Source organism: Chitinophagales bacterium, from assembly GCA_020636495.1.
GTDB lineage: Bacteria > Bacteroidota > Bacteroidia > Chitinophagales > Chitinophagaceae > UBA5543.
The window spans coordinates 14,220-39,878 of sequence record JACJXQ010000008.1 but is presented as its reverse complement, the minus strand read 5'-3'; the positions used below and the strand labels follow the sequence as shown (position 1 = coordinate 39,878).

At 44.8% G+C, this 25,659-nt stretch carries 23 protein-coding genes; 10 read left to right on the top strand and 13 right to left on the bottom strand.

Annotation, left to right across the window (positions count from 1 at the left end; all coding sequences use genetic code 11):
• Positions 1–221: 221 nt before the first annotated feature.
• Positions 222–800 (bottom strand): hypothetical protein, encoded by a 579-nt coding sequence (locus H6550_00245; protein MCB9044541.1) that lies wholly within the window; start codon positions 798–800, stop codon positions 222–224.
• Entirely contained in the window at positions 778–1,542 is a 765-nt protein-coding gene (locus H6550_00240; GenBank protein MCB9044540.1) for an HNH endonuclease, read from the bottom strand. Before H6550_00240 ends, H6550_00245 begins: the two co-directional genes overlap by 23 nt.
• Positions 1,543–2,361: 819 nt before the next feature.
• On the opposite strand from H6550_00240, the gene scpB reads away from it, so the two are divergent.
• The 3 genes from scpB to H6550_00225 all read left to right on the top strand — a co-directional run bounded on the left by scpB (position 2,362) and on the right by H6550_00225 (position 5,827).
• Positions 2,362–3,009, top strand: coding sequence for an SMC-Scp complex subunit ScpB (gene scpB, locus H6550_00235; protein MCB9044539.1), 648 nt, complete (start codon positions 2,362–2,364; stop codon positions 3,007–3,009).
• A gap of 94 nt (positions 3,010–3,103) precedes the next feature.
• The gene (locus tag H6550_00230) at positions 3,104–4,750 is read left to right on the top strand and encodes a M20/M25/M40 family metallo-hydrolase (protein MCB9044538.1); all 1,647 of its coding nucleotides are present in this window, start codon (positions 3,104–3,106) and stop codon (positions 4,748–4,750) included.
• Positions 4,751–4,969: 219 nt separating this feature from the next.
• Positions 4,970–5,827 (top strand): PAS domain S-box protein, encoded by an 858-nt coding sequence (locus tag H6550_00225; GenBank protein ID MCB9044537.1) that lies wholly within the window; start codon positions 4,970–4,972, stop codon positions 5,825–5,827.
• Positions 5,828–5,896: 69 nt separating this feature from the next.
• Here H6550_00225 and H6550_00220 read toward each other — a convergent pair whose 3' ends face one another.
• The 10 genes from H6550_00220 to H6550_00175 form a co-directional block, all read right to left on the bottom strand.
• Positions 5,897–6,478 (bottom strand): c-type cytochrome, encoded by a 582-nt coding sequence (locus H6550_00220; protein MCB9044536.1) that lies wholly within the window; start codon positions 6,476–6,478, stop codon positions 5,897–5,899.
• A gap of 74 nt (positions 6,479–6,552) precedes the next feature.
• Entirely contained in the window at positions 6,553–7,389 is an 837-nt protein-coding gene (locus H6550_00215; protein MCB9044535.1) for a helix-turn-helix transcriptional regulator, read from the bottom strand.
• A gap of 95 nt (positions 7,390–7,484) precedes the next feature.
• Positions 7,485–8,174, bottom strand: a complete 690-nt coding sequence (locus H6550_00210) for a hemerythrin domain-containing protein (protein MCB9044534.1) — start codon at positions 8,172–8,174, stop codon at positions 7,485–7,487.
• 73 nt (positions 8,175–8,247) lie between these two features.
• Entirely contained in the window at positions 8,248–9,072 is an 825-nt protein-coding gene (locus tag H6550_00205; GenBank protein MCB9044533.1) for an AraC family transcriptional regulator, read from the bottom strand.
• A 131-nt stretch (positions 9,073–9,203) separates the two neighbouring features.
• The gene (locus H6550_00200) at positions 9,204–11,594 is read right to left on the bottom strand and encodes a TonB-dependent receptor (GenBank protein MCB9044532.1); all 2,391 of its coding nucleotides are present in this window, start codon (positions 11,592–11,594) and stop codon (positions 9,204–9,206) included.
• 84 nt (positions 11,595–11,678) lie between these two features.
• Positions 11,679–12,851 carry a hypothetical protein gene (locus H6550_00195; protein MCB9044531.1) on the bottom strand — a complete coding sequence of 391 codons (1,173 nt, stop codon included), beginning with the start codon at positions 12,849–12,851 and terminating at the stop codon, positions 11,679–11,681.
• Between the two features lie 57 nt (positions 12,852–12,908).
• Complete coding sequence (locus H6550_00190; GenBank protein MCB9044530.1) at positions 12,909–14,765, bottom strand: hypothetical protein; 1,857 nt, start codon at positions 14,763–14,765, stop codon at positions 12,909–12,911.
• A 13-nt stretch (positions 14,766–14,778) separates the two neighbouring features.
• Positions 14,779–15,756 (bottom strand): FecR domain-containing protein, encoded by a 978-nt coding sequence (locus H6550_00185; GenBank protein ID MCB9044529.1) that lies wholly within the window; start codon positions 15,754–15,756, stop codon positions 14,779–14,781.
• A gap of 6 nt (positions 15,757–15,762) precedes the next feature.
• The gene (locus H6550_00180) at positions 15,763–16,329 is read right to left on the bottom strand and encodes an RNA polymerase sigma-70 factor (GenBank protein ID MCB9044528.1); all 567 of its coding nucleotides are present in this window, start codon (positions 16,327–16,329) and stop codon (positions 15,763–15,765) included.
• Positions 16,330–17,021: 692 nt separating this feature from the next.
• Positions 17,022–17,909, bottom strand: coding sequence for a hypothetical protein (locus H6550_00175; protein ID MCB9044527.1), 888 nt, complete (start codon positions 17,907–17,909; stop codon positions 17,022–17,024).
• Between the two features lie 116 nt (positions 17,910–18,025).
• On the opposite strand from H6550_00175, the gene H6550_00170 reads away from it, so the two are divergent.
• Both H6550_00170 and H6550_00165 read left to right on the top strand, forming a co-directional pair.
• Complete coding sequence (locus H6550_00170) at positions 18,026–18,274, top strand: hypothetical protein (GenBank protein MCB9044526.1); 249 nt, start codon at positions 18,026–18,028, stop codon at positions 18,272–18,274.
• Positions 18,267–18,572: a type II toxin-antitoxin system RelE/ParE family toxin gene (locus H6550_00165; protein ID MCB9044525.1), complete on the top strand. Its 306-nt coding sequence runs from the start codon at positions 18,267–18,269 to the stop codon at positions 18,570–18,572. The genes H6550_00170 and H6550_00165 overlap by 8 nt, the downstream gene beginning before the upstream one ends.
• Before the next feature lie 433 nt (positions 18,573–19,005).
• Here H6550_00165 and H6550_00160 read toward each other — a convergent pair whose 3' ends face one another.
• Entirely contained in the window at positions 19,006–20,514 is a 1,509-nt protein-coding gene (locus tag H6550_00160) for an aryl-sulfate sulfotransferase (GenBank protein MCB9044524.1), read from the bottom strand.
• 105 nt (positions 20,515–20,619) lie between these two features.
• Here H6550_00160 and H6550_00155 point away from each other — a divergent pair, with 105 nt between their 5' ends.
• From H6550_00155 to H6550_00135, 5 genes are all read left to right on the top strand, one after another.
• Complete coding sequence (locus H6550_00155) at positions 20,620–21,744, top strand: 5-(carboxyamino)imidazole ribonucleotide synthase (protein MCB9044523.1); 1,125 nt, start codon at positions 20,620–20,622, stop codon at positions 21,742–21,744.
• Positions 21,745–21,749: 5 nt separating this feature from the next.
• The gene (gene purE / locus H6550_00150) at positions 21,750–22,244 is read left to right on the top strand and encodes a 5-(carboxyamino)imidazole ribonucleotide mutase (protein MCB9044522.1); all 495 of its coding nucleotides are present in this window, start codon (positions 21,750–21,752) and stop codon (positions 22,242–22,244) included.
• A 144-nt stretch (positions 22,245–22,388) separates the two neighbouring features.
• Entirely contained in the window at positions 22,389–23,120 is a 732-nt protein-coding gene (locus H6550_00145; protein ID MCB9044521.1) for a hypothetical protein, read from the top strand.
• A gap of 96 nt (positions 23,121–23,216) precedes the next feature.
• Positions 23,217–23,951, top strand: coding sequence for a class I SAM-dependent methyltransferase (locus H6550_00140; GenBank protein ID MCB9044520.1), 735 nt, complete (start codon positions 23,217–23,219; stop codon positions 23,949–23,951).
• Between the two features lie 148 nt (positions 23,952–24,099).
• Complete coding sequence (locus tag H6550_00135) at positions 24,100–25,656, top strand: T9SS type A sorting domain-containing protein (protein ID MCB9044519.1); 1,557 nt, start codon at positions 24,100–24,102, stop codon at positions 25,654–25,656.
• Positions 25,657–25,659: the final 3 nt, after the last annotated feature.

Below are 25,659 nucleotides of genomic sequence, written 5' to 3'. Positions count from 1 at the left end.
GGGGGCAACAAAATATTCTGTGCAATGGGTTGATATACATGCTATTGCGCGGGGATTGTTTCCAAATGTTTCCTGGAAAGCGGAAAAAATAAAAAAGCGGGGTAAGCGCACGAAAAATACAGGGCGGTGTTCTCACAGGCGATATGTCAAAGAGCGGGAATAGCGGGGCGCTATTATTATAGCAAATATACGTAAAATGTGCAATTTTATGAAATTTAATGTTAGATCAGTTTTAAGTACAACCTATAATAGTCTTTATTATTTTCAGAATACTTTATAGAAGATAATGTTAGCCAATCGAATAGGTTGTTTATTAAACTCCTGTAGTCATACACGGTATAGTATTCAAGCTCATTGTTTTGTTTTACAACATAGCAATTATCCCTCAGCCATTCTGCACGCCATACAGTAGTAGTGAAGTTAGAGGCAACTATTGCCTCTAAAAGTCGAAATAATTTTGCATTGAAAAACCTAAGCTGAAAATTAGCAGGGTAATGAGGTAAGCCAACCTTCGCCGCTTGAGATATCGCTTGTTTGAGAGGAATGCCGTTTATACTATTCAACATAATAAATACTAAGTATTCAGGCATGTGCGTGTCTATTACTCTTAGGTTGCCATCTAATATCTTGTTGGTACAAAATATACCTGGACAGGTATGGCCTTCAACCATGTTTTTGAGATAGTTCCTGTCTTGTATGGTGAATATATACGGAGTGTCATCAAAATACTCATTAATGAATGTTTTAAGGTTGATGAATTTTATGTTGCCAGTTGGTTTATTTCTTATAAATGTGTTCATAATGATATTCTAGAAACTGCTTATCAGGTAAGAATTTATGGGGTTTTATTATTGGTTTTTTGTCAAATTGCGTAAAGTATTCATTGATAGTGGCATCCTTATAGTCTGCTAATTGTTTCGATACTTGAATAGTATAGTTTGGTAATACTGTTATATATCCTTTATCAAAAGCTTTGTCGTGTAAGGCATTCAAACACAAACCGTTTTGTGGGTTTGTTCTATTTTTCTCATCGTCTTTCCACGGTACGATGTGACTAGCAATTAATAAGCCTGGAACTTTTAAACCTGTTATACAGCATGTTTGTTCGTATTCTGCTAATACTGCTTTCCGAAAGAAATCCTGATATATCCTTGTTTTTACTGATCTTATTTTGGTCTCTCCTTTGGGCAGGTCATTAATATCAATATCCAGTAATGATTCGATAGGTTTCTTTTTTACCTCAGCTATCATTTTAGTGCTTTCGTAAGCAAGTTTGTTCCAATTGGCATGGAACTCATGCCAGATTTCTTCGTCTAATTTGCTTCTATTTCCAAGACCTTTTACTCCTCGTGCTTTAAGCTCAGGGTCTAGGCTGCCAAAGTTGCCCAATTTGCGAGCTACCGCGCCGGGTGTACGTCCAACAATTTTTGCTACTTCCTGAACTTTAGCGTTTCGTGAATGAGCTTGACCAAACGGTATTTCGCAATATAGCTTAAAGGCTATAATAGTTTGTTCACGTGTCCATACATCTGTTCTTGGCATAGAGTGAAATTTTCATGAATTTACTCCCTATTATTAGAATACGAAAGTATTGATACTATATAGTCCGTACAATCGGAAATAAGTGAACTTTACTCCTCGCAAGCAAGGAATGTACAAGCGCATTCCTCATTCAAACAAAAATGTACTTGCAACTTGCCATTGGTATGGAGAAAGCAGCCAAAGTCTGTTCTGCTAGCACATATATGACATATTGTAGGTTGGTCGTTTAGTAGAATGAATGAACTTGTATCAAGCATGATACAAAGCTATAAATGTAATTCCTATCTACATTTGCTTTTGCGTCACTTCAAACTGTTATGACGAGATTGCTTTGTCGATATTTGCCTTCGCAAATACCTCCGCGCAATGACGGACGGTAGGAATTACTTAAACTGTGTCTCAATACTGCCCATCCATTATTTTCCGCCGGGCGGCAACCCAAAGAGATAACTTTACGTATATGGATAAAAAAAGTGTCTCCCGATGCTGACGCCATACGGTGTATGGCGCTCCTTCCATAGTGTAGCCCCCGCATTGCCGGGGGCTTTTTGGCAAAAAATGGGTGATTTCCCCCTTTTTCAGAGGTGGGGTATGGTGTACCTTTGCTGTGTTAATAGCGGTATTTATATCCCTGTTATGAGGAGGAAGCCGTTATTGCTCTGTTATAAAGCCCCGCATGTGCGGGGCTTTTGTTTGCCAGTACCCATTACGCATAAAAAATTGACTTTTAACTTAACTTTCCCACATCTGTGTATTTCTTTTCGTGGCAGGCAGCGACAGCTTGTTTAATTTCGGTGTAACCTTAAAAAGGACAGAAGTATGGATATAGAACATTTAATGCCGCATATAGAGGCGCTGGTTTTTGCCAGCGAACGCCCCATAACACATATGGAGATGGTAGACTTGCTCAGCCAGACGTTTGAGGAACCTGTTGAGGGTGAGCGCATCTCGGCCTGTATAGATGCTATACGCGAGAAGTACGCCGCGGGCTACTACCCCTTTGAGCTACGGGAAGTAGGCGGGGGCTACCAGTTCCTGACCAAAAAAGAATACCACAAGACCGTACTGCAACTGAACGGCGACAAACATATCAAGAAATTATCGCTGGCGGCTATGGAGACATTGGCTATCATTGCTTATAAGCAGCCGATAACCAAAGGCGAGATAGAGTTCATTCGCGGTGTGAGTGTAGACTACTCCATACAAAAGCTGCTGGAAAAAGAACTGATAGTGATAGCGGGCCGCAAAGAGGACGCCGTGGGCAAGCCGCTGGTATACAGCACGTCGAAGAATTTTATGGATTACCTGGGCATCAACAGCCCTGAAGATCTGCCGGCACTGAAAGATATTACGAACATTGAAATAGTAATACCTACCAACGGCACGGATGCAGAGCCGGGGGAGCACCCCGAAGCCCTGATGACAGTGGGGGCTGACGGCACACTGAAAGAAGAGTCCGGGGAGTAAGAGAGGGGATTTTAATAAGTAGCAAAACCATGTTCCGCATAATGGAACATGGTTTTGTTGTTTAATAGTACCTTTGCAGCCCAAACAGAAAAATATGCAAACCGGTCGTTGGTTATTATCCATTACAGCAATAGTGCTTTTTGTGCCTGCCATGGCGCAAAAGGTATCGGACAAGAAAGTTGTCAAACAACTGAAAAAAGACATCGGCTACCTGGCTTCGGACAAACTGGAAGGTCGCCGCACAGGCTCTGAGGGCGAAAAGCTTGCCTCTGACTACATCACTAAATACTATGAACAGCAGGGCATTGCTACTTACAAGAGTAAGGATCTGTACCCGTTCACCTTTACCATAGGCCGCACGCGTGGCGCCGATAATCATATGACGGTGAATGGTAAGGAGCTGGTAAAAGGTGAGTGGTTCCCGATATCGTTCAGCGCCAATGGCAAGGCCGCCAGCGATGTGACGCCCGGCGTGATGGAAGGCGGAAAGATATGGATGGAGCCTATGTTTGAAGATGAGGAGCAGTCCAAAGACCCGCACTTCAACTGGGAGAAGGATGCTTTTGAGCGTTGCGAAGAAGCGGTAAAGCAGGGCGCGAAAGCGGTAGTGTTCTACGATGAGTATGACGCTAAATATCCTGCGGTGTTCAACAAGAAAACCGAGTATGAGGCGCTGAGTATTCCTGTGGCTTATATCACTTACAAGGGTTATAAGCAATATGTGTTCCCGCACCTGGGAGCGTCTGTACAGCTGGCTTTTGAAGCTGACCTGAAAGACAAAGAACTGACGGGGCACAACGTATTGTTCAGCATAGACAACGGTGCCAAGTATACCGTGGTGCTGGGTGCGCACTACGATCACCTGGGCCATGGTGAGGACGGCAACAGCCTGTATGCCAAGAAAGACGGTTCTATACACAATGGTGCCGATGACAACGCCAGCGGTACGGCTGCCCTCATGCAGATAGCAGGATGGGTGAAAGACGCAGGGCTGAAAAATTACAACTACGTATTTATGCACTTCTCGGCCGAAGAACTGGGGCTGATAGGCTCGAAGAAGATAGTGGAAGAACTGGGACTGGACAGCAATAAAGTAGCCTATATGATCAATATGGATATGGTGGGTAGGCTGAACGACAGCACGCATTCGCTGACGGTGGGTGGTGTAGGTACTTCGCCCGTATGGGGCAAGGTGGTAAACACCAACGATGAGCGTTTTAAGATTGGTTTAGACAGTTCAGGTGTAGGTCCTTCTGACCATACTTCTTTTTACTACAAGGGGATACCTGTGTTGTTCTTCTTCACGGGTACGCACTCTGATTATCATAAGCCAAGCGATGATGCTGATAAGATAAATTACGAAGGTGAAGCTGCGGTGATGCACTACATATTTGACATTGTGAAGCAAATGGATGGTATGAGCAAACCCGCCTTCAGGGAAACCAAGCAGACAACGGTAGGAAAAGTTCGTTTTAAAGTAACGCTGGGTGTGATGCCTGATTACGCTTTCAACGACGGCGGACTGAGGATAGATGGAGTGACCGATGGTCGCCCGGCCGCAAATGCGGGCCTGAAAGGTGGCGATATTATCATCAAAATGGGTGATAATGAGATACGTGGCATACAGACCTATATGGAGGCGCTGGGCAAGTTTGAAGAAGGCGACAAAACAACCATCACTTTCAAGCGCGACGGCAAGGAAATAACCAAACCACTGGTGTTTACACCCAAACCGGAATAAGAGATAAGCATATTGACAGAAAGGGCATAAGTGTTTTCACTTATGCCCTTTTTTATTTCATGTGCTAGTGAAACAGGCACGATGTATGAGGCTATGCGTTATAAACTGTTATATAACAACGATTTATTTGTTTTTTTACGTTTTGTAGAAAAATGCAGACCTTCGCCCACATTACAGAGGATAATTATTTCATTACATAAGTTTTAGCGGAGGATAAGCATGCATCTTAAAACGGTGTTCAGGGTAACGTTTGTGTACCTGGTTTTTGGTATTTTGTGGATATACTTCAGCGATAGTTTACTGGAGCGGATATTCAGCCATAATGTAGCGTTACTGTCTAAATTACAGACATTCAAAGGGCTTATCTATGTTGGTGTTACCGCATTGTTGCTGCATTTTTTAGTAAAGCGGCACAGCAAAGAGTTGCAATTGAAAATAACCAGGCTACAGGAAAGTGAACAGGAACTGATACGTTCGGAACAGAAGTATAAAACGCTGTTCGAATCCAGCCCGATGCCGGTATTTATATACCAACCAGAGACAGATAAGATACTGGATATAAATAATGCTGCCATAGCGCATTATGGGTATACGCAGGGTGAATTCTCCAGTATGACCATACTACAGATAGAACATGATGAGGATGTGGAACTGCTGGAGTCGAAACTGAACCTGCCCAAGCGTTCGGACATGGCCCACTCTACGGGTATACACAGGCATAAGAAGAAAGACGGCGAGTTGATATACGTGTACACACAGGGTACTGATATAGATTACAAAGGCATCAAGGCGCAGATAATTATTGCCAACGACATCACCCGCCAGTTGAGATACATTGATGCTGTAGAAAAGCAGAATGAAAAGCTGAACGAGATAGCATGGATGCAATCGCACGTAGTGCGTGCACCTTTGGCCAGCCTTATGGGGCTAATACATTTGCTGAAAGATGAGGAGCACAGCGTGGAAGAAAAAGAGGAAATACTTGATAAGATGCTGATCTCTGCCAACGAACTGGACCTGGTGATCAGGGAGATAACCAATAGTGCAGATACTACAGAGTACTCGATAGATTCATAAAAAAAGCCGCACCGCAGGAATGCTGTACGGCTAAATACATGTTAATATGTCTGTCTTACATGGAAGGTATTACATTTTAGGGGCAATGGCCTGCGGCACCAGGTTCTCAACAGGCTTAATACTTTTCAGGTATTCAAATATCGCTTCGATGTCCTGGTCTGAAAACTGTGCATAGTTTTGCCATGGCATAGGCGGTAACAGGGGCCTTGAGCTTTCTATTCCTTTGTATTTACCTTTTCTCAGAGCCGTTCGGAAGTTTTCCAGGCTCCAGTTTCCTAAACCGGTACCATCGGGCGTCAGATTGGCGGCAAAAGATACCCCCCACGGGCCGGCCGCGGCAGTCATCTCTCCACTAAAGAGTGCCCAACGGCCACTTTGCGCCAGTGTAGTGTCATATTCACCCAACGGGTTATTGGCGTTGTAACCGGACAGGTACCTCTCCATGTCGGGTTGTGGCCCTTGTGCTGTCATGACCTTAGGCGTATGGCAGTCACCACATCCGGCTATGGTTACAAGGTACTCGCCGCGATGTATCTTACTTACCTGTGCTTCCAGGTCTTTATCGTAAGGTTGCTTTTCTTTATTACTGCCAGCGCAGCCGATGAGTGCAACCGGTAGCGCAAGTAATACTACATAAACTATATTTTTCATAATTTAATTTATTGTCGTTTTATTGTTGTTAATAAAATATTCTTATTGTAATAGCCTTTTAAGACAATAGCTCATTATTGGTCTGTAATATTGCTGAGTTGGTAGAACTGATTCCCTTCGGCTACTATGCTTGAAGGGATAGTACCTGTGAATTGTTTAAAATCACGAATGAAGTGCGCCTGGTCTGCATACCCGAAACTATGTGATATATCTAACCAGGACAGGTTATCGTTCTTTACTTGCTGTGCGTATTCATATGCGTGTCTGAAACGAATGATACGCGTATAGGTTTTAGGTCCTGTACCATATACTTCTTTAAAGCTTCGTTGCAGTTGCCTTTCGCTGACATAGAGTGTTTTGCATAGCTGGTCTACACTTATTTGTCCCTTACTGTTGCGAATGATGTCAGTTGCTGCAGCAAGATAAGGTTTAGTAGAATAGTTGAGGCTCAGTCTTGATCGCAGGAACTGCTCAGACGCGTCTATGAGTTTGTACACATCCGCCGCACCAAACAAACTATCTGTAAATGAGTGTATGCTTTTATCCAGGAAACAACTCAGCTCTGCATATCCATTGAACATGGTAGACACCGGCGCTTTGAACAAACGCTCTATACTTTCCGGTTTAAGACATATGCCAAAGTAGGTAGAATGCCCTTTGGTTTTCCATATTACCTTATCGGTATAAAGGCCTACAACAAATATCTCCGGCAAGTATTGAACGTTCCCGTCTGTACCCACCAGGCATTTATCTCCTTCCAGGTTAATAATGATCTGGGCCATGCCCAACGGCAGGCAAACCTGCAATGGCGATTCCTCGTCATTGTTACCGTCAAATTCCTGGTACCAATAGCTTTCGACATATGGTTGCAGGTCGGTAGATGGTTTATATTCCCTATAAGAGATGATCATATGCTGTGTTTTGAACGTTTGTAAGCGGCCAATTCAAATATGATTTGCAAAAGTATCATGATATTTTCACAAGTGATTGAAAAAATCCGACATAATCAGACTGTTACGGCAGAAGCAACATTTTCAATAGCTGCAGAGATAGCCAGCCACCTTTCTGCTGATAATTCACTAATAGCCAGTTGTTTGTATGCGTCAAATGCCTCTCCGGGCGCATGCAGCTTAACGCCTGTTAACCAGCCGGTTATTTCTGCGTCATTCAGGCTGCGCATCATCCAGGTACTTTCTATCATCAGGATATCTATTGGTATACTGGTCACAATAGCTACTTCTGCTTCATGTAATTCTTCATCTGTATAATGTTTCCATAATGTAAACAGCAGTATACCTTCCTCATTGTTCATATGGTACAGGTTAAAAGCAATGAACTCATTGAAAGCCATAAAGATGTTGCGGCCGGTTTCCAGTTTCTCATCCGCAGTTTTTGCTTCAGTCCAGCTTTTTGTCAGTGCCCTTAGTTTTTCAGATAATTCATGGTCAACAACATGGTCTTTTTCAAAACCCTGCACAAGAGCGGCATTATGTTTTTGTACCAATGGTAAAAGATACTTGTCTTCATGATGTGCATGTTCATCAAACAAATTAAGGACAAGGTTCACTTGTTCAATTGTTTCAGTAGCAGTATTGGTGCTGAAATCTTCGCGCTGTATGCGCATAGCAGTGTCATACAACAAGCCACGCAGGCCTTTGTGTATGAGGTTGAAAACGTTGTTACGATTCTGTTTCATTTTATATATTTTTTGTGCAAAAGTAAAATGAGTGATATATGCCGGCATTGAATAAAAACGACAAGTTTTTAATTCAATATTGTTTTACGGGAAGGAACCATTCTATGAGTAAATTATCAGGATCTTCGTGGTTGGGCAGTGAGCTAAACCTGAAATAAGAAATTCCTGTTCCGTGTTTCAGGCATGCTTCTTCATTCATGTGTTTGTTTACCAGTAAGGTGTATTCTTTATACTTGTCAACCGGGCAACAGAATTTGTAACGAGCAAATTTTCCTCCCGGTATAGTACTCCTGAAATACTTTTTACCCTGTAAGGCCTTTTTGTTTTTGGGCACAATGGCTGCGTCATACCTGGACGGACCGGGGGTTACATTCTGACAGTTATGCAAAATGCCATAGTAGTCAAAGTCTTTTTTGTTCAGTTGTTCATGATCCAGGTAATCCTCAACATCTTTCCAAACTTTGTAGATACTTTTATCAAAATAGTCGCCTATGCAAGGAAAGATTATTGCCTCCTGTTTTAGCAGTTGTTGTATATCGTAGCTGAGAGACAGATAGTTGACGGATAATCCATTTGCTTCTTTTTTCAGAATATTATTTGCTCGAAAATTCCGGGGTGATACATTCATGATACTACTGAATGCTTTTGAGAAGCTACTGTCGTTGGTGTAACCTACCAGGTATTTTATTTCAGCTATCGGGGTATCTGTGAGTACCAGCAACTGTGCCGCAGTTTCTATACGCTGTTGTTTGATGAAGGCGCCTATGGTCATGCCCAGTTCTTGTTTTATTACCCTGTGCAGGTGAAACGGAGAGTAACCCGTAAGACGAGACATCTCTTCCAGTTTTATCTCTTCATCAAGTCTGTGACTGATATATGCCAGTAGTTCCTTTATCATTTCAGGGGCAAAAATATTGCTAATGTATTAATAAGAGTTTGCCGATATTGCTAATCGTAAAGTAAAGCTTTAAAAAGCCGCACGGTAAGAATACGGCGCGGCATCTATGCATGGTCTGCTTGCGTGAATGCTTAAAAATCTATGCGGTAGGCGATGTTAGGGAATATGCCCAGCTGGTTAACAGTTTTGACGGCCCCGGCTTTATTGTCGTAATAAGAGTAATAGAAATTAGCCCTGTTGGTTACGTTCTGTATATCTAATTGTATACTATGGGTTACGCGTTTCCTGTTGATCTTGTAATACACACCCAGGTCAAAACGATAGTATGCAGGCACCTGGTCGGTGAAGTATTGTTTGGGTATATAAACCGTTTCCCCTGTTTGTCTTGATGTGCTGATGTCAATAGGTGATTGTCTCATCCCGCCACTGTATAACACCTTACCATTCAGGCCAAGTATCTTTCTGCCTTTCCTGTCCACTACAAATTCTTTACCTCCTACAATGTTCAACTGGTAACCACGGTTGAAGGTTGTGTTGTACACATCGCCATAATAGTCGGTATAGGTAGACTTGAATAGGGATGCCGTTGCCAGCAGGTAGTAGTTGTCTGCAAACGGGCGCTCGATGCTCATGTCAATACCATAGTTTTGCCCTGTGCCTGTACTTACCAATTGGTTGGTGTTGTACAGCGAGTATATATCCATTGCGTTGATGATGGAGAAACCGGAATTGCTGTTTTTTTCTACCGGTATGTCATACAGGTACTGGTAGTACACTTCTGTTTTGAATCGCATTTTTAATGGTAGTAGCCTTTCATATCCCGCAATGGCGTGATATGCTTTCAGCAGGTCGAGGTTCTTATTAGGGTAGGTGGCAGCCTGTCCTTGTTGGTTGTTCTGGAACAGGTAGGTAGAGATGTGTTCCGGCTTGCTGTGCAGCCCCGTAGCAACAGACCATGTGTTTTTGCCTGAAGTGTAAACAGCGGCTACCCTTGGCTCAATACTGTATTTGCCATTGAGTGCATAGTAAGAACCATGTACGCCACCTGTCAGGGTCATGTGCTCAGACATACGATGTTTCCATTGCGCGTAAGCCTGGTAAAATTGTGTGGACCCGTCTCCTTTCAGTACAGATTTCCATACGTCCTGGCTTTCGTCATAAAAGTTGTTGTCCAGTCTGTAAGCCAGTTGTTGCGCTATTGCTCCGAAACGAACTGTATTCTTACTGTTTAGTTTTGTGTTGTAGAGTATGGATAGCTTGTAGGTGTTGTTGATGAATGATTCATCGCTTACATGAATGGGGCGGTAATCCTGCGTAGGGTTAAGTGTATCTACCAGTTCTTTATTGCTTTCGTATGAGCTTGATATGATAGTTTTGATATAAGAATTCTTTCCCGTGAAATACACGTGGTTGATACCGGCAACTCCCATCATATTATCTCCCTTCAGTACAAAATTAGGGTTGTCGTCGGTCCACAATGTGCTGTCTTTGTCCGGGTCTTTATAAGCGCTGTTGTACCCACCCAGTGCCCATACTGAGAATGTACCAGCTTTCTCTGTAGGAAAGTTGAGTTTCAGGGATGCATCCTGGTACTTAGGTAGTACACCGCCAAAGCTTACAATATTATCCAGCAGCGCAAGGGTAGAGTAGCGATAGTTGAACAGGTAAGAAGATCTGCCACCTTTTTTAAACGGGCCTTCGCTGGCCAGCTCTGTACCTAATGCGCTCAGCTGAAAAGTATGTTCATGTTTTTCAGTATTCCCGTTACGGAACTTCATGTCAAAAACGCCTGACAATGCATTACCCATCTCTGCCGGGAAGGCTCCGGTATAGAAATCTGAAACACCCAGCACATTTGCATTCAGCATACTTATTGCGCCTCCTGTAGTACCCAGCGAGCTGAAGTGATTGGGGTTCGGTATCTCTATTCCCTCCAGCCGCCAAAGAACGTTTTTGGGAGAGTTACCACGAACGATAATTCCATTGAACATATCGCCGCCATTGGATACGCCCATAAAGTTCTGCGCCATCCGCGCAGGATCTGAAAAGGCTGCAGCATAACGTTTGGTCTCTTCAACAGAAATAGAACGTGCACTGATGGTCGCGAATTCATTTTCAGCCTTACCGTCTTTGTTGGTAGCAGTTATGGTCACTTCGTCCAGTTGATGCAGGCGTTCTGTAAGTGAAATGTTCAGCTCCAGCTCTTTGCCTGATGTTACCATTACTTCGTGTATGGTGGCTGGCTCATAACCTGCATACTGAAACAGGAATGATTGCCTGCCTATGGGTACATTCTGTATCGTGTAATAGCCGTCACCATCGGTCATGCCGTTAAGCTGGTTGTTCGATTTTGTGATGACTACCACACCTGCAAGCGGCTGGTTGGATTCCGCATCCAGCACACGGCCGCGTACCTTCTGTGTAAAGGCTTTGACTACTGTTGTTTCTTTATCTTGAGCCGATACATAGTTTGTATATATGCCGGATAGTATCAGTGTTGATAAGATGAATTTTCTGAACATGATCTCTGGTTTTTTATACAGGCAAAGCGGTGCTACCTGTCATGTATTGATGAACAGTATGAGCGTTGACTATTTAGTGTTACCCTATATGTCGAAATGCAAACCTGCCAGGCCTCCTATGTGCATACTCTGGTAGTAGCCGGGTTGCGATCTGCTCCACAGGTAGTTGGTTCTGGCGTTGAAATATTGCAGGTCGTCTGAGAATGTGTAATGGAATACCGGGCCTGCAAATATCTCGAGTCTTTCACCCAACTTCAGTGCAGGCATCACCCTGAATGAATTATCCACCTGCACAGAGTTCCAGAAGTCGGACAAAGAGATAGTCGACAATTCAAGGTTAAAGCGGAAATGCTTAGCCACAGGAATGTGTCCACCCATACCTGCTTCAAGAGCATAAACAGGGTCTGCATAACTGAAGTTGGCGCCCGCACCTACAATGCCATACAGGTATTTACCACCTGATCGGAATGTAACCATGGTTGTATAGTAGTCGTCAAATGTTACACCCAGAAATTTCTCACCTTTCCTGCTGATGTTAATCAGACCGATAGGGAAATCGCAACTATCAGCGATATTCATAAAGCCTGATACCTGCACGCCTTTTACATTCTTCGCGATATTGAGGAAACCCGATGCCTGTGAGTGCACATTTCCGGCTTTGTTGAAATAGCCTGATAGCTGTACACCATTCACATCGCCTGCAACATTGCCAAACCCTGCTGCCTGTGTGCCCGTTACTTTATCAGCAACGTTCAGAAATCCTGCTGCCTGGAAACCTTCTATCTTTTTAGACAGGTTCATGAAACCACCAAGCTGAACACCGCGGTATTTACCTGTATTGATGTTGGCGAATCCACCGGCCTGCAAACCACGGCCACGACCAGTGATATTGGCAAACCCTGCGGCCTGCATACCGATAGCTTCGTTTTTAATAAAGTTGGCGAAACCTGCTGCCTGGAAACCTTTGGCGTTATCCAGTATCACATTGCAGGAGCCTGCCAGTACCGCTCCATTGCCGTCATACCTGATGATATTGGCGGTGCCTGATGCGCAAAAGCCTTCTTCTCCTGCAGAAACCCCGGCTATGGCATGAAGAGAGAACCTGTTCTTATAGTTGATTGCATCTACCCAGTTGGTACTGAGCGGGTAGATAAAACCAATATGAGCGTTACTTTCTTTTATCTTGCCTCCTTCCTGCGCATGCAACCCGGTAGCTGAAAGTAATAATGCGATTGCTGTTAAAGATCTTAATGTCATTGTTTTGCTATTTGAAATAATGACACCCACGGGGCTGTATACCCCTATGCGGATCGTTTAAAAAACTGTGATACCCGCCTGCCAGCCTATCCAGCTGCTGAGACCGGTGCTGTAGTTATTCTTTTTATACCCTGCAGGCAATACCTCAGTGGCAAATCCATCTACTTTGGGTTGTTTGTTGTCCCAGTACATGACAAATGAAGGGCCTGCATATAAAGAAACATACTTGCCGAAATGTACATTGACATTCGCCTGCAGCCTGACCATAGAGTTGAGTTCTTCCCAGCTACCTAAGTATATACCGTGCCCCGTCAGTTCGGGATTGATGGTGAACCTTTTGCTCAACGGCAACTCACTGCCAAAGCCCATACCTATCATGTACTTTTTATTCCTATCGTCGAAATTGCAACCTACTGTGTAGACATTGTGCAGCCATTTGGTACCTGTTTTTACGGACATGGTATAAGGCATCGACTCGTTGGTGGCGATGGTGAATTTGTGATAGCCTTTCAGTACAAAACTGAACAGCCCTATTGCTGCGCCCGATGAACTGTCGGCGATATTAACGAGGCCTAACTGCACCCCTTTTACGCGCGTGGCATAGTTGACCAGGCTAGCTGCCTGTATGCCGCGCATAGTGCCGATACATACATTGACATTACCCGCCAACTGTGCACCTTTTACATCTTTCACACAGACATTCACTATACCTGCTGCCTGCAAGCCAGTTACATCCTGTATTGCGCCATTCAGCACACCGGCCATTTGCACACCGGTATATTTTTGTATACTCGAGTTGAGAATGCCTGCACCCTGCAGCCCGGTGAAACTATCTATGGCCGTATTGAGAATGCCCGCCAATTGTGTGCCCCTAACACGGCCAACGGCAAGATTGTATATACCCGCGCTTTGAACACCGGTCACCGATTTGCGCACTACGTTGCCAATGCCCGCCATTTGTATACCTACTGCCGTATCCAGTACTGTATTAACGATACACGCTGCCTGTACGCCTTTCATGTCGCCGCCTACCATGTTGAGTACACCCGCCATCTGCACATATTTTACATCCTTTTTGTTGATGTTGAATATGCCACCTATCTCAACACCTTCTACACCGGCAGTGTAACCACCCACAAGATTGAAGGATAAGCTGTTGATCATCTGCGAGGCCATTTTGCCCTGAGAACTCAACCCCGGTACTATAGAACCCTGGACAGGCATTTCAACAAAAAACTTGTTCAGGTTCAGGCTCTGCATCCTTTGTTTGGACGAAAGGAAAAACTTGCCGAACCATGTGCCTTCTACAAAGTTGTCTTTACTACTGATGACCACGTCGTTCAGCTCAATGTTTTTCGGGCTGATACTCACCTTAACTTCCTGGTCTACACCGGGCATGACATTGACGAAGGTGTCGCGATATAATGATTTGCTGACAGCGATGGAGGTAGTTGGTGTCCTCTCTTTCAGCCTGAGTTTGAAGTAACCCTGGTCGTTTGTCATACAGGCTACCAACTGGTTGGTCTCAAACACACTCACATCACGCACACGTTGCCCGGTCAGCTCGTCTGTTATATAGCCGCTTACATACCAGTATTGTCCCTGCGAAGGGTATTGAATGATAACGTGACTACCGGTTACTTTATATTCGAACCTGCCTTTGAAAATAACATCAAGGGTTTGTTTTACCGTCTTGTTCCAGACGTCAATATCGATCAGGCTATCGGCGGGAACGATATTGCTGTTGTACGAAAAGAAAAATCCCCCTTGCTTGCCGATGATGTCCAGCACTTCGCCAAGGGGTTTTTGTTTTGCTTTTACAGATACACCTTTGTTCAGGTACGATTGCGCGCCACATACAAAGGGTGCAATGGTTATCAGTATTATAGTAACTAAGCGTAATGCAGGTCTCATTCCCGTTGCCGGATTATTTTATCGTAATGTATTTCCCTTCCTTCTCTATGGTCACATTCAGCGACTGGCTGATAACGTCCAGGATGCTTTCTATCGGTTCATTTTTGAAAGTCGTGGTTATCGGCCTGTCTTTCAAAGATGGGTCGCCTATGGTTATCTGCACGTCATATGCATCGTTCAACACATTTACCAGTCGCCACAATGGAGTGTTCTTACACACCAGTTCTTTGGTGCGGTAGTAGTTATACAGCACATCGTCCACTTTCTCTTTTACCAGTTTTTCGCTGTTTTGCAATACGGTTGTTTTTTCGCCGGGGGTAAGTTTTACCATCGCCTTCTTTTTACTTACCTCTACGATGCCCGTCTCTACTATCACCTCTGTTATTTTTTCTGAGCTTTTTACATTGAATGAAGTACCCACTACTTTGATGCTGGCATTATCTGTTGTTATGATAAATGGCTTTTTCTTGTTGGGGGTCACATCAAAGAACGCCTCGCCCTCCAGTTTAACATCACGTGTATTACCGCTGAATTTGCTGTCGAATGTTACAGACGCACCTGCATTGAGTGTTACCACCGTACCATCGGGCAGGGTCTCGGTAGTTACTGTTCCCTGTGCTATGTAAGTAGTGGTGCTGCCCATGAATGTGTAATAAGTAAGCCAGCCGAAACCTATAAGGAATACCAGAGAAGCCGCTACGCGCATCCAGTTGAATTTATTGCCGGAGAGTGGTATTGTTTTGGTGGCTGGTTGCTCTTCAGCCTTCACCCTTTGCTGAAAGCGTGTCCATGCTTCGTTCTCGTCCACCGTGCTTTTTGCTGCCAGTAGCTTACTGTCGTTCCACACACGGCGGAACTGCTCGTAATGTTTCCTGTTGGCCTCATCTGCCTCTATCCATGCCTGCACTGCTGCCTGCTCGGCCTCTGTAGCTTCGCCCAGCAACTGTTTTACCAGCAGGCCCTCGTCAATATGGTTGTGTTTGCTGTTCATTTTCGTTTAGTTTACCAGGGTTATTAAAAACAGCCCTATAACGCTGATATAGTCTGCAAGTTTTGTTCGTAATATTTTCAAGGCCTTACCCATCTGGTTCTCTACCGTTTTTACTGACAGGCCCATTTTGTCTGCTATCTCCCTGTACTTCAGCTCTTCAAAGCGGCTCATCTGGAAGATAGTGCGGCACTGCTCGGGCAGGTCTGCCAGGGCCTCGCCAATGCGCTTTTCCAGTTGCTTGGTATCGGCATTGTCTTCTGGGCGGCTGGCTATGTTACCATGGTGTACGGCATGCGCCTCGTAGGCCATTTTTACCTTTTCGTGCTTCACGAAGTTCATACACTCGTTGTGTACGGAGCGGTACAGGTAGGCCGGTACCGACTGCAATTCGCCTATTTTGTCCTTTTTCTCCCAGAGCTTATAAAAAACGTTCTGCACCATTTCCTCCGCATCGTCACTGTCTTTTAATATAGAGCAGGCGTAGGCGTGCAGATTCTTAAAGTGCTCTTTAAAAACCTGTTCGAATACTGCTGTGGTGTCAGTATTATGTATAGTTATACCGATGTCCGGCATGTGCTTTTGTACTGATTTACCCGCAAAGATAGTTGCTTCACCCATGGCATACATAGTAAGATGACTCCCTGCGAGTTCTTTACCCCTACGCAGGCAGAGAAAAAAGTTAAAATTGTTAAGTAACTGAAATGGGGGTTTAACTGAGGGGAATACAGGACCTTTGCAAATATCTGATAATGAGTTTATTGAGAACAAACTGTTAAGTAATGTTAAGTAAAAGGGAAGGCTGACTGTACTTAACAAATAAGAAAAAGCCCGGCTTTGAGGGCCGGGCTGAGTATAGATATTATTTATAATGTTTTTTTGTAGCATGGTGATGATACTCTAGTCTCTGAGTTTATTTACTAAAGCAAAAATACAATTAATTGCCATTAAATGCAAATTTAAATAAGTGAAGAGTGTGCGATTTGTCAGGGTGCTTATACAGAAGACCTGTGAGGAACGTATTTCCACCTATCACCCTCCCGCCGAAGCGGGATGATATTCCGGGGAGACTAAAATAAATTACCTCTGTTTTGTACACTTACAACTTTACTAATAATGTATCTATATTTTTGTCGTTGCCGTACATTCTTCACTTGCAACAATTTTTGGTACTACCTGCTTTTTCCCCCTATCGTCTTTTCAGCTATAGCGGGATGATATTCCCGTGAGACCAGGAGTGTGTTTTACTGTGTAAGGGTAGTTTGCGCTTACCTGTAGCTGAGTGATACGACCATATTGGCAGGATTCTTCTCTCCCGGGAGGGCTTTTTCGGGGAGCCACCCGTGGCCGCCGAGGAACCGCATATAGGTTCTGATCTCAGGGATATATTGCGTCATGCGCAGGAAGGGTGCCGTATGGATATGTTTGCCTTGCTCTTTAAGTTCGGCCCTTTTTGTGTGGCCTATCCACTCAATACCTACAAATACAGATGAGGATGAAACATAAATATCTTCGCCTGACAGGTCTTTGCGGAACGCAATAAGATTGGCGTCTTTCTTTGTGAGCAGGATATCTTTTGTCAGTAGTTCCTCGCCCGGTGTATCTGCTGGAGTTGCAGCATATATATGCAGCCTGCAGGGGTTTTCTTCGTTCAGTTGCTTAATCCTGATGCGTACCTCGGTCAGCTTTTTTAGCTTCCCGCTGTCCTCAGGCGGAAAAGGAATGCGGGTGGCCAGCTCCATGCCCACACTGCTGGACCAGGTAGAAGGCATACCCCGTTTGGGGTAGGGTATGGTTTTTACAGGTGTGTTGGCGCTGATCACCACTTCGTTCATTGTCCGGCTCAGCGGTTGCAATGCGATTGTTCCCGGCAGTTGCCCGGCGGAGCGTGTTACCCGCTCATAACCTACGCAATAAAAGGTTAGGCTGTCACCGGCCGGAAATACAGTTGCGTCGAACACGCCCTGCTCGTCAGTATATATCCCTTTGCCCGAGTGGCTTGTAACTACGGCATATGGCAGACCTGTTTGGGTTGTGGCAGAAACTACTTTTGTTGTTGAAGTGTTTCCTTCACCTGCAATACAGTCTGTAACGGGCATGTTGGTGAAGAACACCAACATGAGGATAAAGAGGGTAGTATAAGCGGATATTTTCATAACCTGAAAATAAGGAAGCAGGATGTAATGTTTTGTTATTTGTTGGTGAGGGTATTAAATGCCGGTATGGTAACCTGGCCTGAAATCGGTAAATTGCAAGTATTAATACTGGTGTTATGACATCTACTGCATTACGGACAAAATTGTATGATTACATCAGGGAGGCGGATGATAAAAAGCTGAAAGCTATCTACCGCCTGCTTGAAGATGATATTGAAGGAGCCAGCGAGTGGTGGAAAGATAAACACATGGTAGCCGAACTGGAAGAACGTTACGAGGCACTTGTTTCAGGAAAAGATAAAGGGCTGAGTAAAGAAGAGCTGTCTGCAGCAATAGATAAGGCGAGAAAAAAGAAATATGGCTGATAAGTCAGTATATACTACTATACTATCTACCAGGGCAGCTAAAGAGATCATTCATTCATGGAATTGGTATGAAGACAGGCAAAAAGGTCTTGGTGACCGTTTTGTTGCTGAAGTGTATCGTAAAATAGAGACGATAGAGCATAGCCCTGAATTATTCCCCGCAAAATATAAGTACTACAGGGAAACTTTAGTTGCCGTTTTCCCTGTGCTTATTATCTACCGTATAGACAAACGTAAAAAACTGGTACGAATTGTTTCGGTATTTCATACAGCAAGGGGTGCGCGTAAAAAATATTGATGATACTTATTGGTTTTCCCCCTATCCCCCTGAAGGGGAGACATGGTGTCTAGAATTGTACATATCCAACTCGTGCGGAAATAATTCATTTGAATAGCCCCTTCAGGGGGATAGGGGGACTCGTAACATAAACTATACACTACCTACGAAGCAGGTACAGACCTGCCCGTCACCACTCTGTACGAATTAGCCCATGCCTTCGGCATGAGTATGCATGAGTTTGTGGAGGGGATGTAAGGGGAAGCGGGATGCTTTATTTATCTGGGGTCTCAGCGAGACGTTGAGACAAGTGGGGGAGTATATTAAGAGTGAAACAGACTTAAGTAAAGAAGCAAAAGAAATAGCAGAAAGGATATACAACTTTATTGCAGACAGCAACAAGTAGCGCACATTCCGCGAGACTGCTTCGTGCCTCGCAGAGACGTGTACACAATTACCTGTACAGTAACCCCGGCAACTGGTCGGTATACAGCGGGCTCATCCTGTAGGCTGGTGTTATGAGCCTGTGGGGTGTTCTTCTCAGTTCCAGCAGTGCGTTCCATACTACCTGCTTGTTACGGTTCACTATGAAATACCTGTTGGGTGCGCCCATGCACACCAGTATGTCACCGTTGCGCAGCTCGTACACATTACCGCCACGTGTAGAGTGCCCACTGGCGAAGCTGTCTATATCGCAGTTGAAGCTCCAGAGTAGTTGCGGTTCTGTACTGTCACCCTGTGGCTCTTTCAGTATAACAATATGCGATCGGGGTTTCTTACCCACCCATGTGCGCCTGCTGTAATTGTTGTTGAAGAGGTAGAGGTTACCCTCGTTATTGATACGGCATGCGTGCTGCCCATAGAACAAACTATCGCCATGCACACCGGGATTGTGCGAGTAGCCGCTGCCATAAGAGTTGATGACCTTTCCCGAAGGGTAGCTTATTTTCACGATACGACTCACGTCGCGGAAGCTGGCGTAGATCACACTGTCTGCCTCGTTGAAGAAAAAACCATTCAGGTGGGTATCGGTAAATAAACTACCATCGGGCAGTGGGGTGAACAGGTCTGAGTCGTTAAAATGTTCTCCCGATACCCACGACCATACAACGTTGCCCGCACTGTCATATTCTATCAGCGTTCCGGCTTCGGTGTCTATATAATACCCGTCCTCACCGGCATATATTTTCCTTTCGGACGACGTATGCCTGCTGACGTATTCCGGCAGTTTTCGTGGCATAGTCTTGTTGCCCGCCATCATATAATGTCCGTTGCCCAGGCGGGTGAGCTCATGGTGGTAGTGTTCCATGTTCTCTCCGCTTACCTTGCCGTCGTCAGGCGCCTGCCACAGCATATGCCCGTTGTAATCTATTTCGCAGGCATATATATCTGCCGAGAGGAAGGTGATGGTGTTTTGTGGTGTCAGCTTCAGGTCGCGTATCTTATAATTGTTGTTGCTGATGCCCGGTATATCCGGCAGGAACCATAACGCCTCGCCCTGCATATTGTACAGCGTCCTTGAGTTGTCGTTGAACACCATGAGGTCTTTATGCGCATCACTCGCGGGGGTAAGTATCCGCAGTTTGGTGATGTTGGTATCGGAATACGGATTGCTGCGCACGGTGAAAAAGAAAATGCCTGTCGAGTCGATGTATTTATGTTTACGCTTTTTGTACAGCACCCTCCAGCAATAGCTTTTGCCAAACTCCGGCACAGTGGCTATGATGTGGTTGCCGGTATCGTCCTGCTGCAGCAATGGTGTTGACGCCAGTATTGTACGGCTGTCCTCAGCATAAGGAAAAACCTGGAGGGTGTAGGTAGTGGCTTTTTCGTGTTGCGGCACGCTGAAGCCTATGAGCCTGTAATGCAGCGAGTCGCGGTTGCGGGGCCACACCTGCGCCTGTGCCGATGTATATAAGATACATGACAAGATGAGGCATATATAGACGGGGGTGTGTCTCATGTATTCTGGTCTGTAATAAAGGTAGGGGTTTCAAATCTCACCGCTGCATAAGAGTTGCCCTTATATATAGGTTATCCCCCCCGCATGCGCTAAATTTGCAGCCTGATGTTAGACAAGGAAATACATATCGGCGTACTTGGCGGAGGTCAGTTAGGCGCCATGCTGATTCGCCACGCGGTTGATTTCGGGATATATATACATGTATTGGATGTAACTACGGATTCCAATGCAGCACGCTACACCAGCAATTTCGTGGTGGGCGACCCGCTGAATTATGATGATGTACTGGCCTTTGGTAAGGGCAAGCATATCATGACCATTGAAAAAGAAGCGGTGAATGTAGATGCACTGGAAGAGCTTGCCAAACAAGGTGTGCAGGTGCACCCCAGTCCGCAGGTGATAAGGATAGTGCAGGACAAATACAGCCAGAAGGAGTTTTTGCAACAACATGATATTCCCGTGGCGGGCGGTATGCTGATAAAGGACAAAAAAGAGCTGGAAAGCTACAAAGACAGGCTGCCCGCCTGCCTGAAGCTGTGCCGTGACGGATATGATGGTAAAGGTGTAATGATGCTGCGCACGCCTGCTGACTTTGCAGAGGCCTTTGATGCGCCTTGCGTGCTGGAAGAACTGGTAGAGATAAGGAAGGAGCTGTCGGTCATCGTGTCGCGCAACGAACTGGGCGAAATAAAATGTTACGACCCCGTTGAAATGGTGGTGAACAAGAAGCTGAACCTGCTGGACTATCAGCTGGCGCCGGCCGAGATAACAGAGCGCAACGCTGCTCAGGCCCGCGACCTGGCCGTAAGAACGGCACAGGCGCTGGAACTGGTAGGTATAGTGGCTGTAGAGATGTTCCTGACGCAGGATGACAAAGTGATAGTGAATGAGCTGGCACCACGCCCGCACAACAGCGGACACCATACTATAGAGGCTTGTGTAACCTCGCAGTACGAGCAACTGCTGCGCGCTATAACAGGTATGCCCCCGGGCGATACTACAGCGCACAAAAAGTCGGTAATGATTAATATCTTAGAGCCTGCAGAAGGTAAAAAAGAAGAGCTGGAACGCACATTTAAAGCAGCATTGGGCACAAAGGACGCGCACCTGCATTGGTATGGCAAGAAGAACAGCAAGGAAGGCAGAAAAGTAGGACATATAACCGTAAATGGTGACAGCATATCTGAGGCTATATCTAAAGCGGAAGAAATAAGGAACAGCATAAAATAACCGGTATGAGCAATCCTGTAGTAGGTATAATCATGGGCAGCAGCTCTGATAAGGATGTAATGAAAGCAGCGGCTGACGTATTGAAAAACTTTGGTGTACCGTATGAGTTTACGGTAGTATCGGCGCACCGCAGCCCGCAGTGGATGTATGAATATTGTGAAAAAGCCCAGGATAAAGGGCTGAAAGTGATAATTGCCGGCGCCGGTGGGGCAGCGCATCTGCCCGGTATGGTGGCTGCGCTTACTACACTGCCTGTAATAGGCGTGCCTGTAAAATCGCGCAATTCTATTGATGGTTGGGATTCCCTTTTGTCTATTGTGCAGATGCCCAATGATGTGCCTGTGGCTACCGTTGCGGTAAACGGGGCGCACAACGCCGGACTGCTGGCAGTAGAGATGCTGGCTATCAGCGATGCAGGCCTTATGGAGCAATTACACGCCCTGAAAAAGGCCAACCGGGAAAAAATTGATCGCCAGCAAGAGGAAGTGAAAGGCTTGTAAATAGCTAATTAACTGCCTTTCAACCCCATCGGGCAGAAAATATTGATGATATTTTTAAATATACGTTTAGAAATACTGTATAAATTATTTACTTTAGAACACAATTGAATAAGTTATTAACAAGGCTTATCTAAATAACCTTTTATGAAAAGACTGGTAGTATTGTCAATGTTGCTTTTGGCATACAACGCGAATGCACAAAAATTGAGTTTAGCCGTAGGTGTAGGTGGTGCTGTAAATGGTGCTCCTACAGGCAATTTGATATATAAAGGCGATCAAACGATATTGAATTATGCCACAACCGCAAAACTTACAAGGACTACAATAACGAATTGGCAATATGGTATCGTGGGGCATATGCATGAGCTGTCCAGCAAATCATCAATAAAATACCCGGGTTTCCCTAACCGCCACCTGTTGATCGATTCTATTGGTGGTGATGGGAAAAAACTGGTTTATGCTAAATACACAGTTTCTGCCTGCGCATTCCTGAATAAGAATTTCCAACTGAACAAGAAGACATCTATTTACCTGGGTGTGGCTGCCGGCTGGGGTTTTGCGAGGAATAATTCATTGTATTATGCAGAAAATGAATCGTACAACGGACCTGATGGTGGTGATGGAATGTGCCTAGGTGGCCAGTTAGGTATCAATGCTTATATGAATGACTATGTAGCATTCTTTATGGATGTTTCAGCCAGGTACTACAACTTCAAGTTTGATAAAGAAGTGGAAGCACCTACAGTAAGGCCTTTCGAAACACTGGAATATTCAATACTGGCAGTTCCTGTAACAGTAGGGTTGAGTTTTGACCTGCATAAAGTAGCTGAAAGTACCCGCAATACTTTCAACGTAAGGAAACAGAAGTATAACTAACAATCATATTCAATATATCAACGCCCTGTTTTGAGCAGGGCGTTTTTTTATGTCCTGAGCTTACTTGTATATCTTTAACAGGTTAACTACAGAGTGATGACCGGACCATTACAGGCACAAAAAGACTTTTATGACCGCTACTGGCAGGGTATGCAGCCATTGGGCAGTTATAAACTGAACCGGGCCAAGTGGATCATGGATAAGTTGCTGATGGTGCGAAAGAAGTCTGCGGGGGCAGCACTTAAGCTCCTGGACCTTGGTTGTGGTGATGGCAGGCTGGTGCCGCTGTGGCAGGCGATTACCGGAGCAGAAGCACATGGATTGGATCTTTCGCCGGGCGCTATGCAGGTAGCCGGGCAATTGTATCCCGGTATTATCTACAAGGATGGCGATGGTACACAGACCGGTTATCCGGCCAACTCATTTGACATCATAATATGCCAGGAGGTGTTGGAGCATATTGAAGAACAGGAAATGCTGATAGATGAATGCTCGCGTATCTTGAAACATGATGGTTGGCTGATACTCACCACGCCTAACAAGTTTTATTTTGACCGCAGGAAAGGGGGGAATTATTCTGAACAACCCATTGAAAACATTATCGACAAAAAAGCGCTATTGCAGTTACTTTCTGCACATTTTGAAGTGCTAAGCTATGAAACGTTGGTGTATGCAAAAGGAGACCTGGGTATTTACCAACTGCTCACCAACCGGTATCTGCTGGCCATATTAAGACGTTTTGCGATGGAGCAGACCTGGAAAAACAAGCTGCTGCGAAAGGGCTATGGTTTGCATATGGCTGTAGTATGCCGACGGAAGACGAGAAGCTGATAGTACAGTATTTAAAAGGAATTAAATTTCTTGAAAATAGTAACTGAAAGTTAATAATCGCTGCAATTTAATTTGCGCTCAGACTTATTAGGTTATTGACAATGTGATTTCTTTATTAAGTTTAAGCTTCAGGTAAACAACAGAAAAAATGAAGTATTTTAACAAGACATTCCTCTCCCTGTTAATGGTAGTCGTGACCGCCTATTTATCTATGTTCAACTATAGCGGATCCTATGTTTCCAATGGAGGCAGAACAAATGCTCCTTTTGATAATGGTAACTGCGGAACAGGCTCGGGCTGCCATAGCGGCGGTTCATACAACCCGTCTACCACTATTCAATTACTGGATGGAAGTACCCCGGTTACCACTTACACCTCAAGCAAGAGCTATACGGTAAGATTGACGATCAGTGCAAGCGGCACCAGCTCCAGCACGAGGTATGGTATGCAAATGGTTTGCGTACAATCTTCCAATAGCAGCAATATTAATACCTGGGGTTCGATACCATCGGGTTTTCATACCAATACGATCAGCAGTCGTACATATATATCGCACAGCAACCCAAAGACTACCAACGTAATGGATTTCCCCTGGACATCTCCTGCTACCACTACCGGTAATATTACCTTTTATGCATCAGGATTGGTAGCTAATGGCAATAATAACCAGACATTTGATAATGTAGCATCGGGCTCATTAACTATCACGCCGGCGTCTTCGGGTGGTTGCACAACACCTTCAGTGAATATGAATATTACTCATGTCGACTGCTATGGCAATAAGACAGGTGCGATCAATGTGTCTACTACGGGAGGCTCTTCGCCTTTCAGCTTCGACTGGACCGGCCCGAACTTCAGCGCCAATACACAGAATATCAGCGGACTTGGTGGCGGAAGTTATACACTCATTGTAACCGCAACAGGAGGATGTAAAGACACATTCTATGCAACGGTAATAGAACCCTCTAAATTCACTGCTACTGTCAATTCGAACAGCCCGGTATGCCTGGGCGACCTGATCGCATTGTCTGCATCGGCCAGTGGCGGCAACGGTGGTTACAGTTATACATGGACAGGACCCGGCAGCGCATCGTCGAGTTCATCAACATTAAACATTCCTTCTGCTACCGCAGCCAATACCGGTGATTATATCCTGACCATTAAAGATGGCAAGAACTGTATCGTGAAAGATACAGTAATGGTAGAGGTTGATTCACTGCCGCAGCTGGATAGTATTACCATTGATATGCAGACACACAATACTTATAAGTTTACCATGGCTAACCCCCGTTTTGTAACCTCCACCCAATGGTTGTTTGGCGATGGTAAAAGCAGCACAGCTACGTCTCCTACTAATACATATACCGCTAATGGCAGCTATAAAGGCAAACTGATATTAACCAACCAATGCGGTAAAGATACTGTTGATTTCACCGTCAACATCTGGCCTGATGGCGTCAGCAGGATCGATACGAAAGAATTAAGTGTTTTCCCTAATCCGGCCGATAAGTATATTGAAGTACAGGCGTCGACAAGTATAACTGCTTGTAAGCTGATAACCATGCAGGGCGTAACAATATATAGTAGCGAAATAAACGGGCAAATCCATAAGCTGGATGTAAGCAGTTACGCGACAGGTATGTATATTTTGCAACTGGAGACAAAAAAAGGAAAACAATTGCTGCCGGTATATGTCAGACACTAAATA

Excerpts from the sequence above, each read along its gene's own strand:
- H6550_00245 (MCB9044541.1), bottom strand. The coding sequence starts at position 800 with ATGAACACATTTATAAGAAATAAACCAACTGGCAACATAAAATTCATC.
- H6550_00240 (MCB9044540.1), bottom strand. The coding sequence starts at position 1,542 with ATGCCAAGAACAGATGTATGGACACGTGAACAAACTATTATAGCCTTT.
- scpB (MCB9044539.1), top strand. The coding sequence starts at position 2,362 with ATGGATATAGAACATTTAATGCCGCATATAGAGGCGCTGGTTTTTGCC.
- H6550_00230 (MCB9044538.1), top strand. The coding sequence starts at position 3,104 with ATGCAAACCGGTCGTTGGTTATTATCCATTACAGCAATAGTGCTTTTT.
- H6550_00225 (MCB9044537.1), top strand. The coding sequence starts at position 4,970 with ATGCATCTTAAAACGGTGTTCAGGGTAACGTTTGTGTACCTGGTTTTT.
- H6550_00220 (MCB9044536.1), bottom strand. The coding sequence starts at position 6,478 with ATGAAAAATATAGTTTATGTAGTATTACTTGCGCTACCGGTTGCACTC.
- H6550_00215 (MCB9044535.1), bottom strand. The coding sequence starts at position 7,389 with ATGATCATCTCTTATAGGGAATATAAACCATCTACCGACCTGCAACCA.
- H6550_00210 (MCB9044534.1), bottom strand. The coding sequence starts at position 8,174 with ATGAAACAGAATCGTAACAACGTTTTCAACCTCATACACAAAGGCCTG.
- H6550_00205 (MCB9044533.1), bottom strand. The coding sequence starts at position 9,072 with ATGATAAAGGAACTACTGGCATATATCAGTCACAGACTTGATGAAGAG.
- H6550_00200 (MCB9044532.1), bottom strand. The coding sequence starts at position 11,594 with ATGTTCAGAAAATTCATCTTATCAACACTGATACTATCCGGCATATAT.
- H6550_00195 (MCB9044531.1), bottom strand. The coding sequence starts at position 12,851 with ATGACATTAAGATCTTTAACAGCAATCGCATTATTACTTTCAGCTACC.
- H6550_00190 (MCB9044530.1), bottom strand. The coding sequence starts at position 14,765 with ATGAGACCTGCATTACGCTTAGTTACTATAATACTGATAACCATTGCA.
- H6550_00185 (MCB9044529.1), bottom strand. The coding sequence starts at position 15,756 with ATGAACAGCAAACACAACCATATTGACGAGGGCCTGCTGGTAAAACAG.
- H6550_00180 (MCB9044528.1), bottom strand. The coding sequence starts at position 16,329 with ATGCCGGACATCGGTATAACTATACATAATACTGACACCACAGCAGTA.
- H6550_00175 (MCB9044527.1), bottom strand. The coding sequence starts at position 17,909 with ATGAAAATATCCGCTTATACTACCCTCTTTATCCTCATGTTGGTGTTC.
- H6550_00170 (MCB9044526.1), top strand. The coding sequence starts at position 18,026 with ATGACATCTACTGCATTACGGACAAAATTGTATGATTACATCAGGGAG.
- H6550_00165 (MCB9044525.1), top strand. The coding sequence starts at position 18,267 with ATGGCTGATAAGTCAGTATATACTACTATACTATCTACCAGGGCAGCT.
- H6550_00160 (MCB9044524.1), bottom strand. The coding sequence starts at position 20,514 with ATGAGACACACCCCCGTCTATATATGCCTCATCTTGTCATGTATCTTA.
- H6550_00155 (MCB9044523.1), top strand. The coding sequence starts at position 20,620 with ATGTTAGACAAGGAAATACATATCGGCGTACTTGGCGGAGGTCAGTTA.
- purE (MCB9044522.1), top strand. The coding sequence starts at position 21,750 with ATGAGCAATCCTGTAGTAGGTATAATCATGGGCAGCAGCTCTGATAAG.
- H6550_00145 (MCB9044521.1), top strand. The coding sequence starts at position 22,389 with ATGAAAAGACTGGTAGTATTGTCAATGTTGCTTTTGGCATACAACGCG.
- H6550_00140 (MCB9044520.1), top strand. The coding sequence starts at position 23,217 with ATGACCGGACCATTACAGGCACAAAAAGACTTTTATGACCGCTACTGG.
- H6550_00135 (MCB9044519.1), top strand. The coding sequence starts at position 24,100 with ATGAAGTATTTTAACAAGACATTCCTCTCCCTGTTAATGGTAGTCGTG.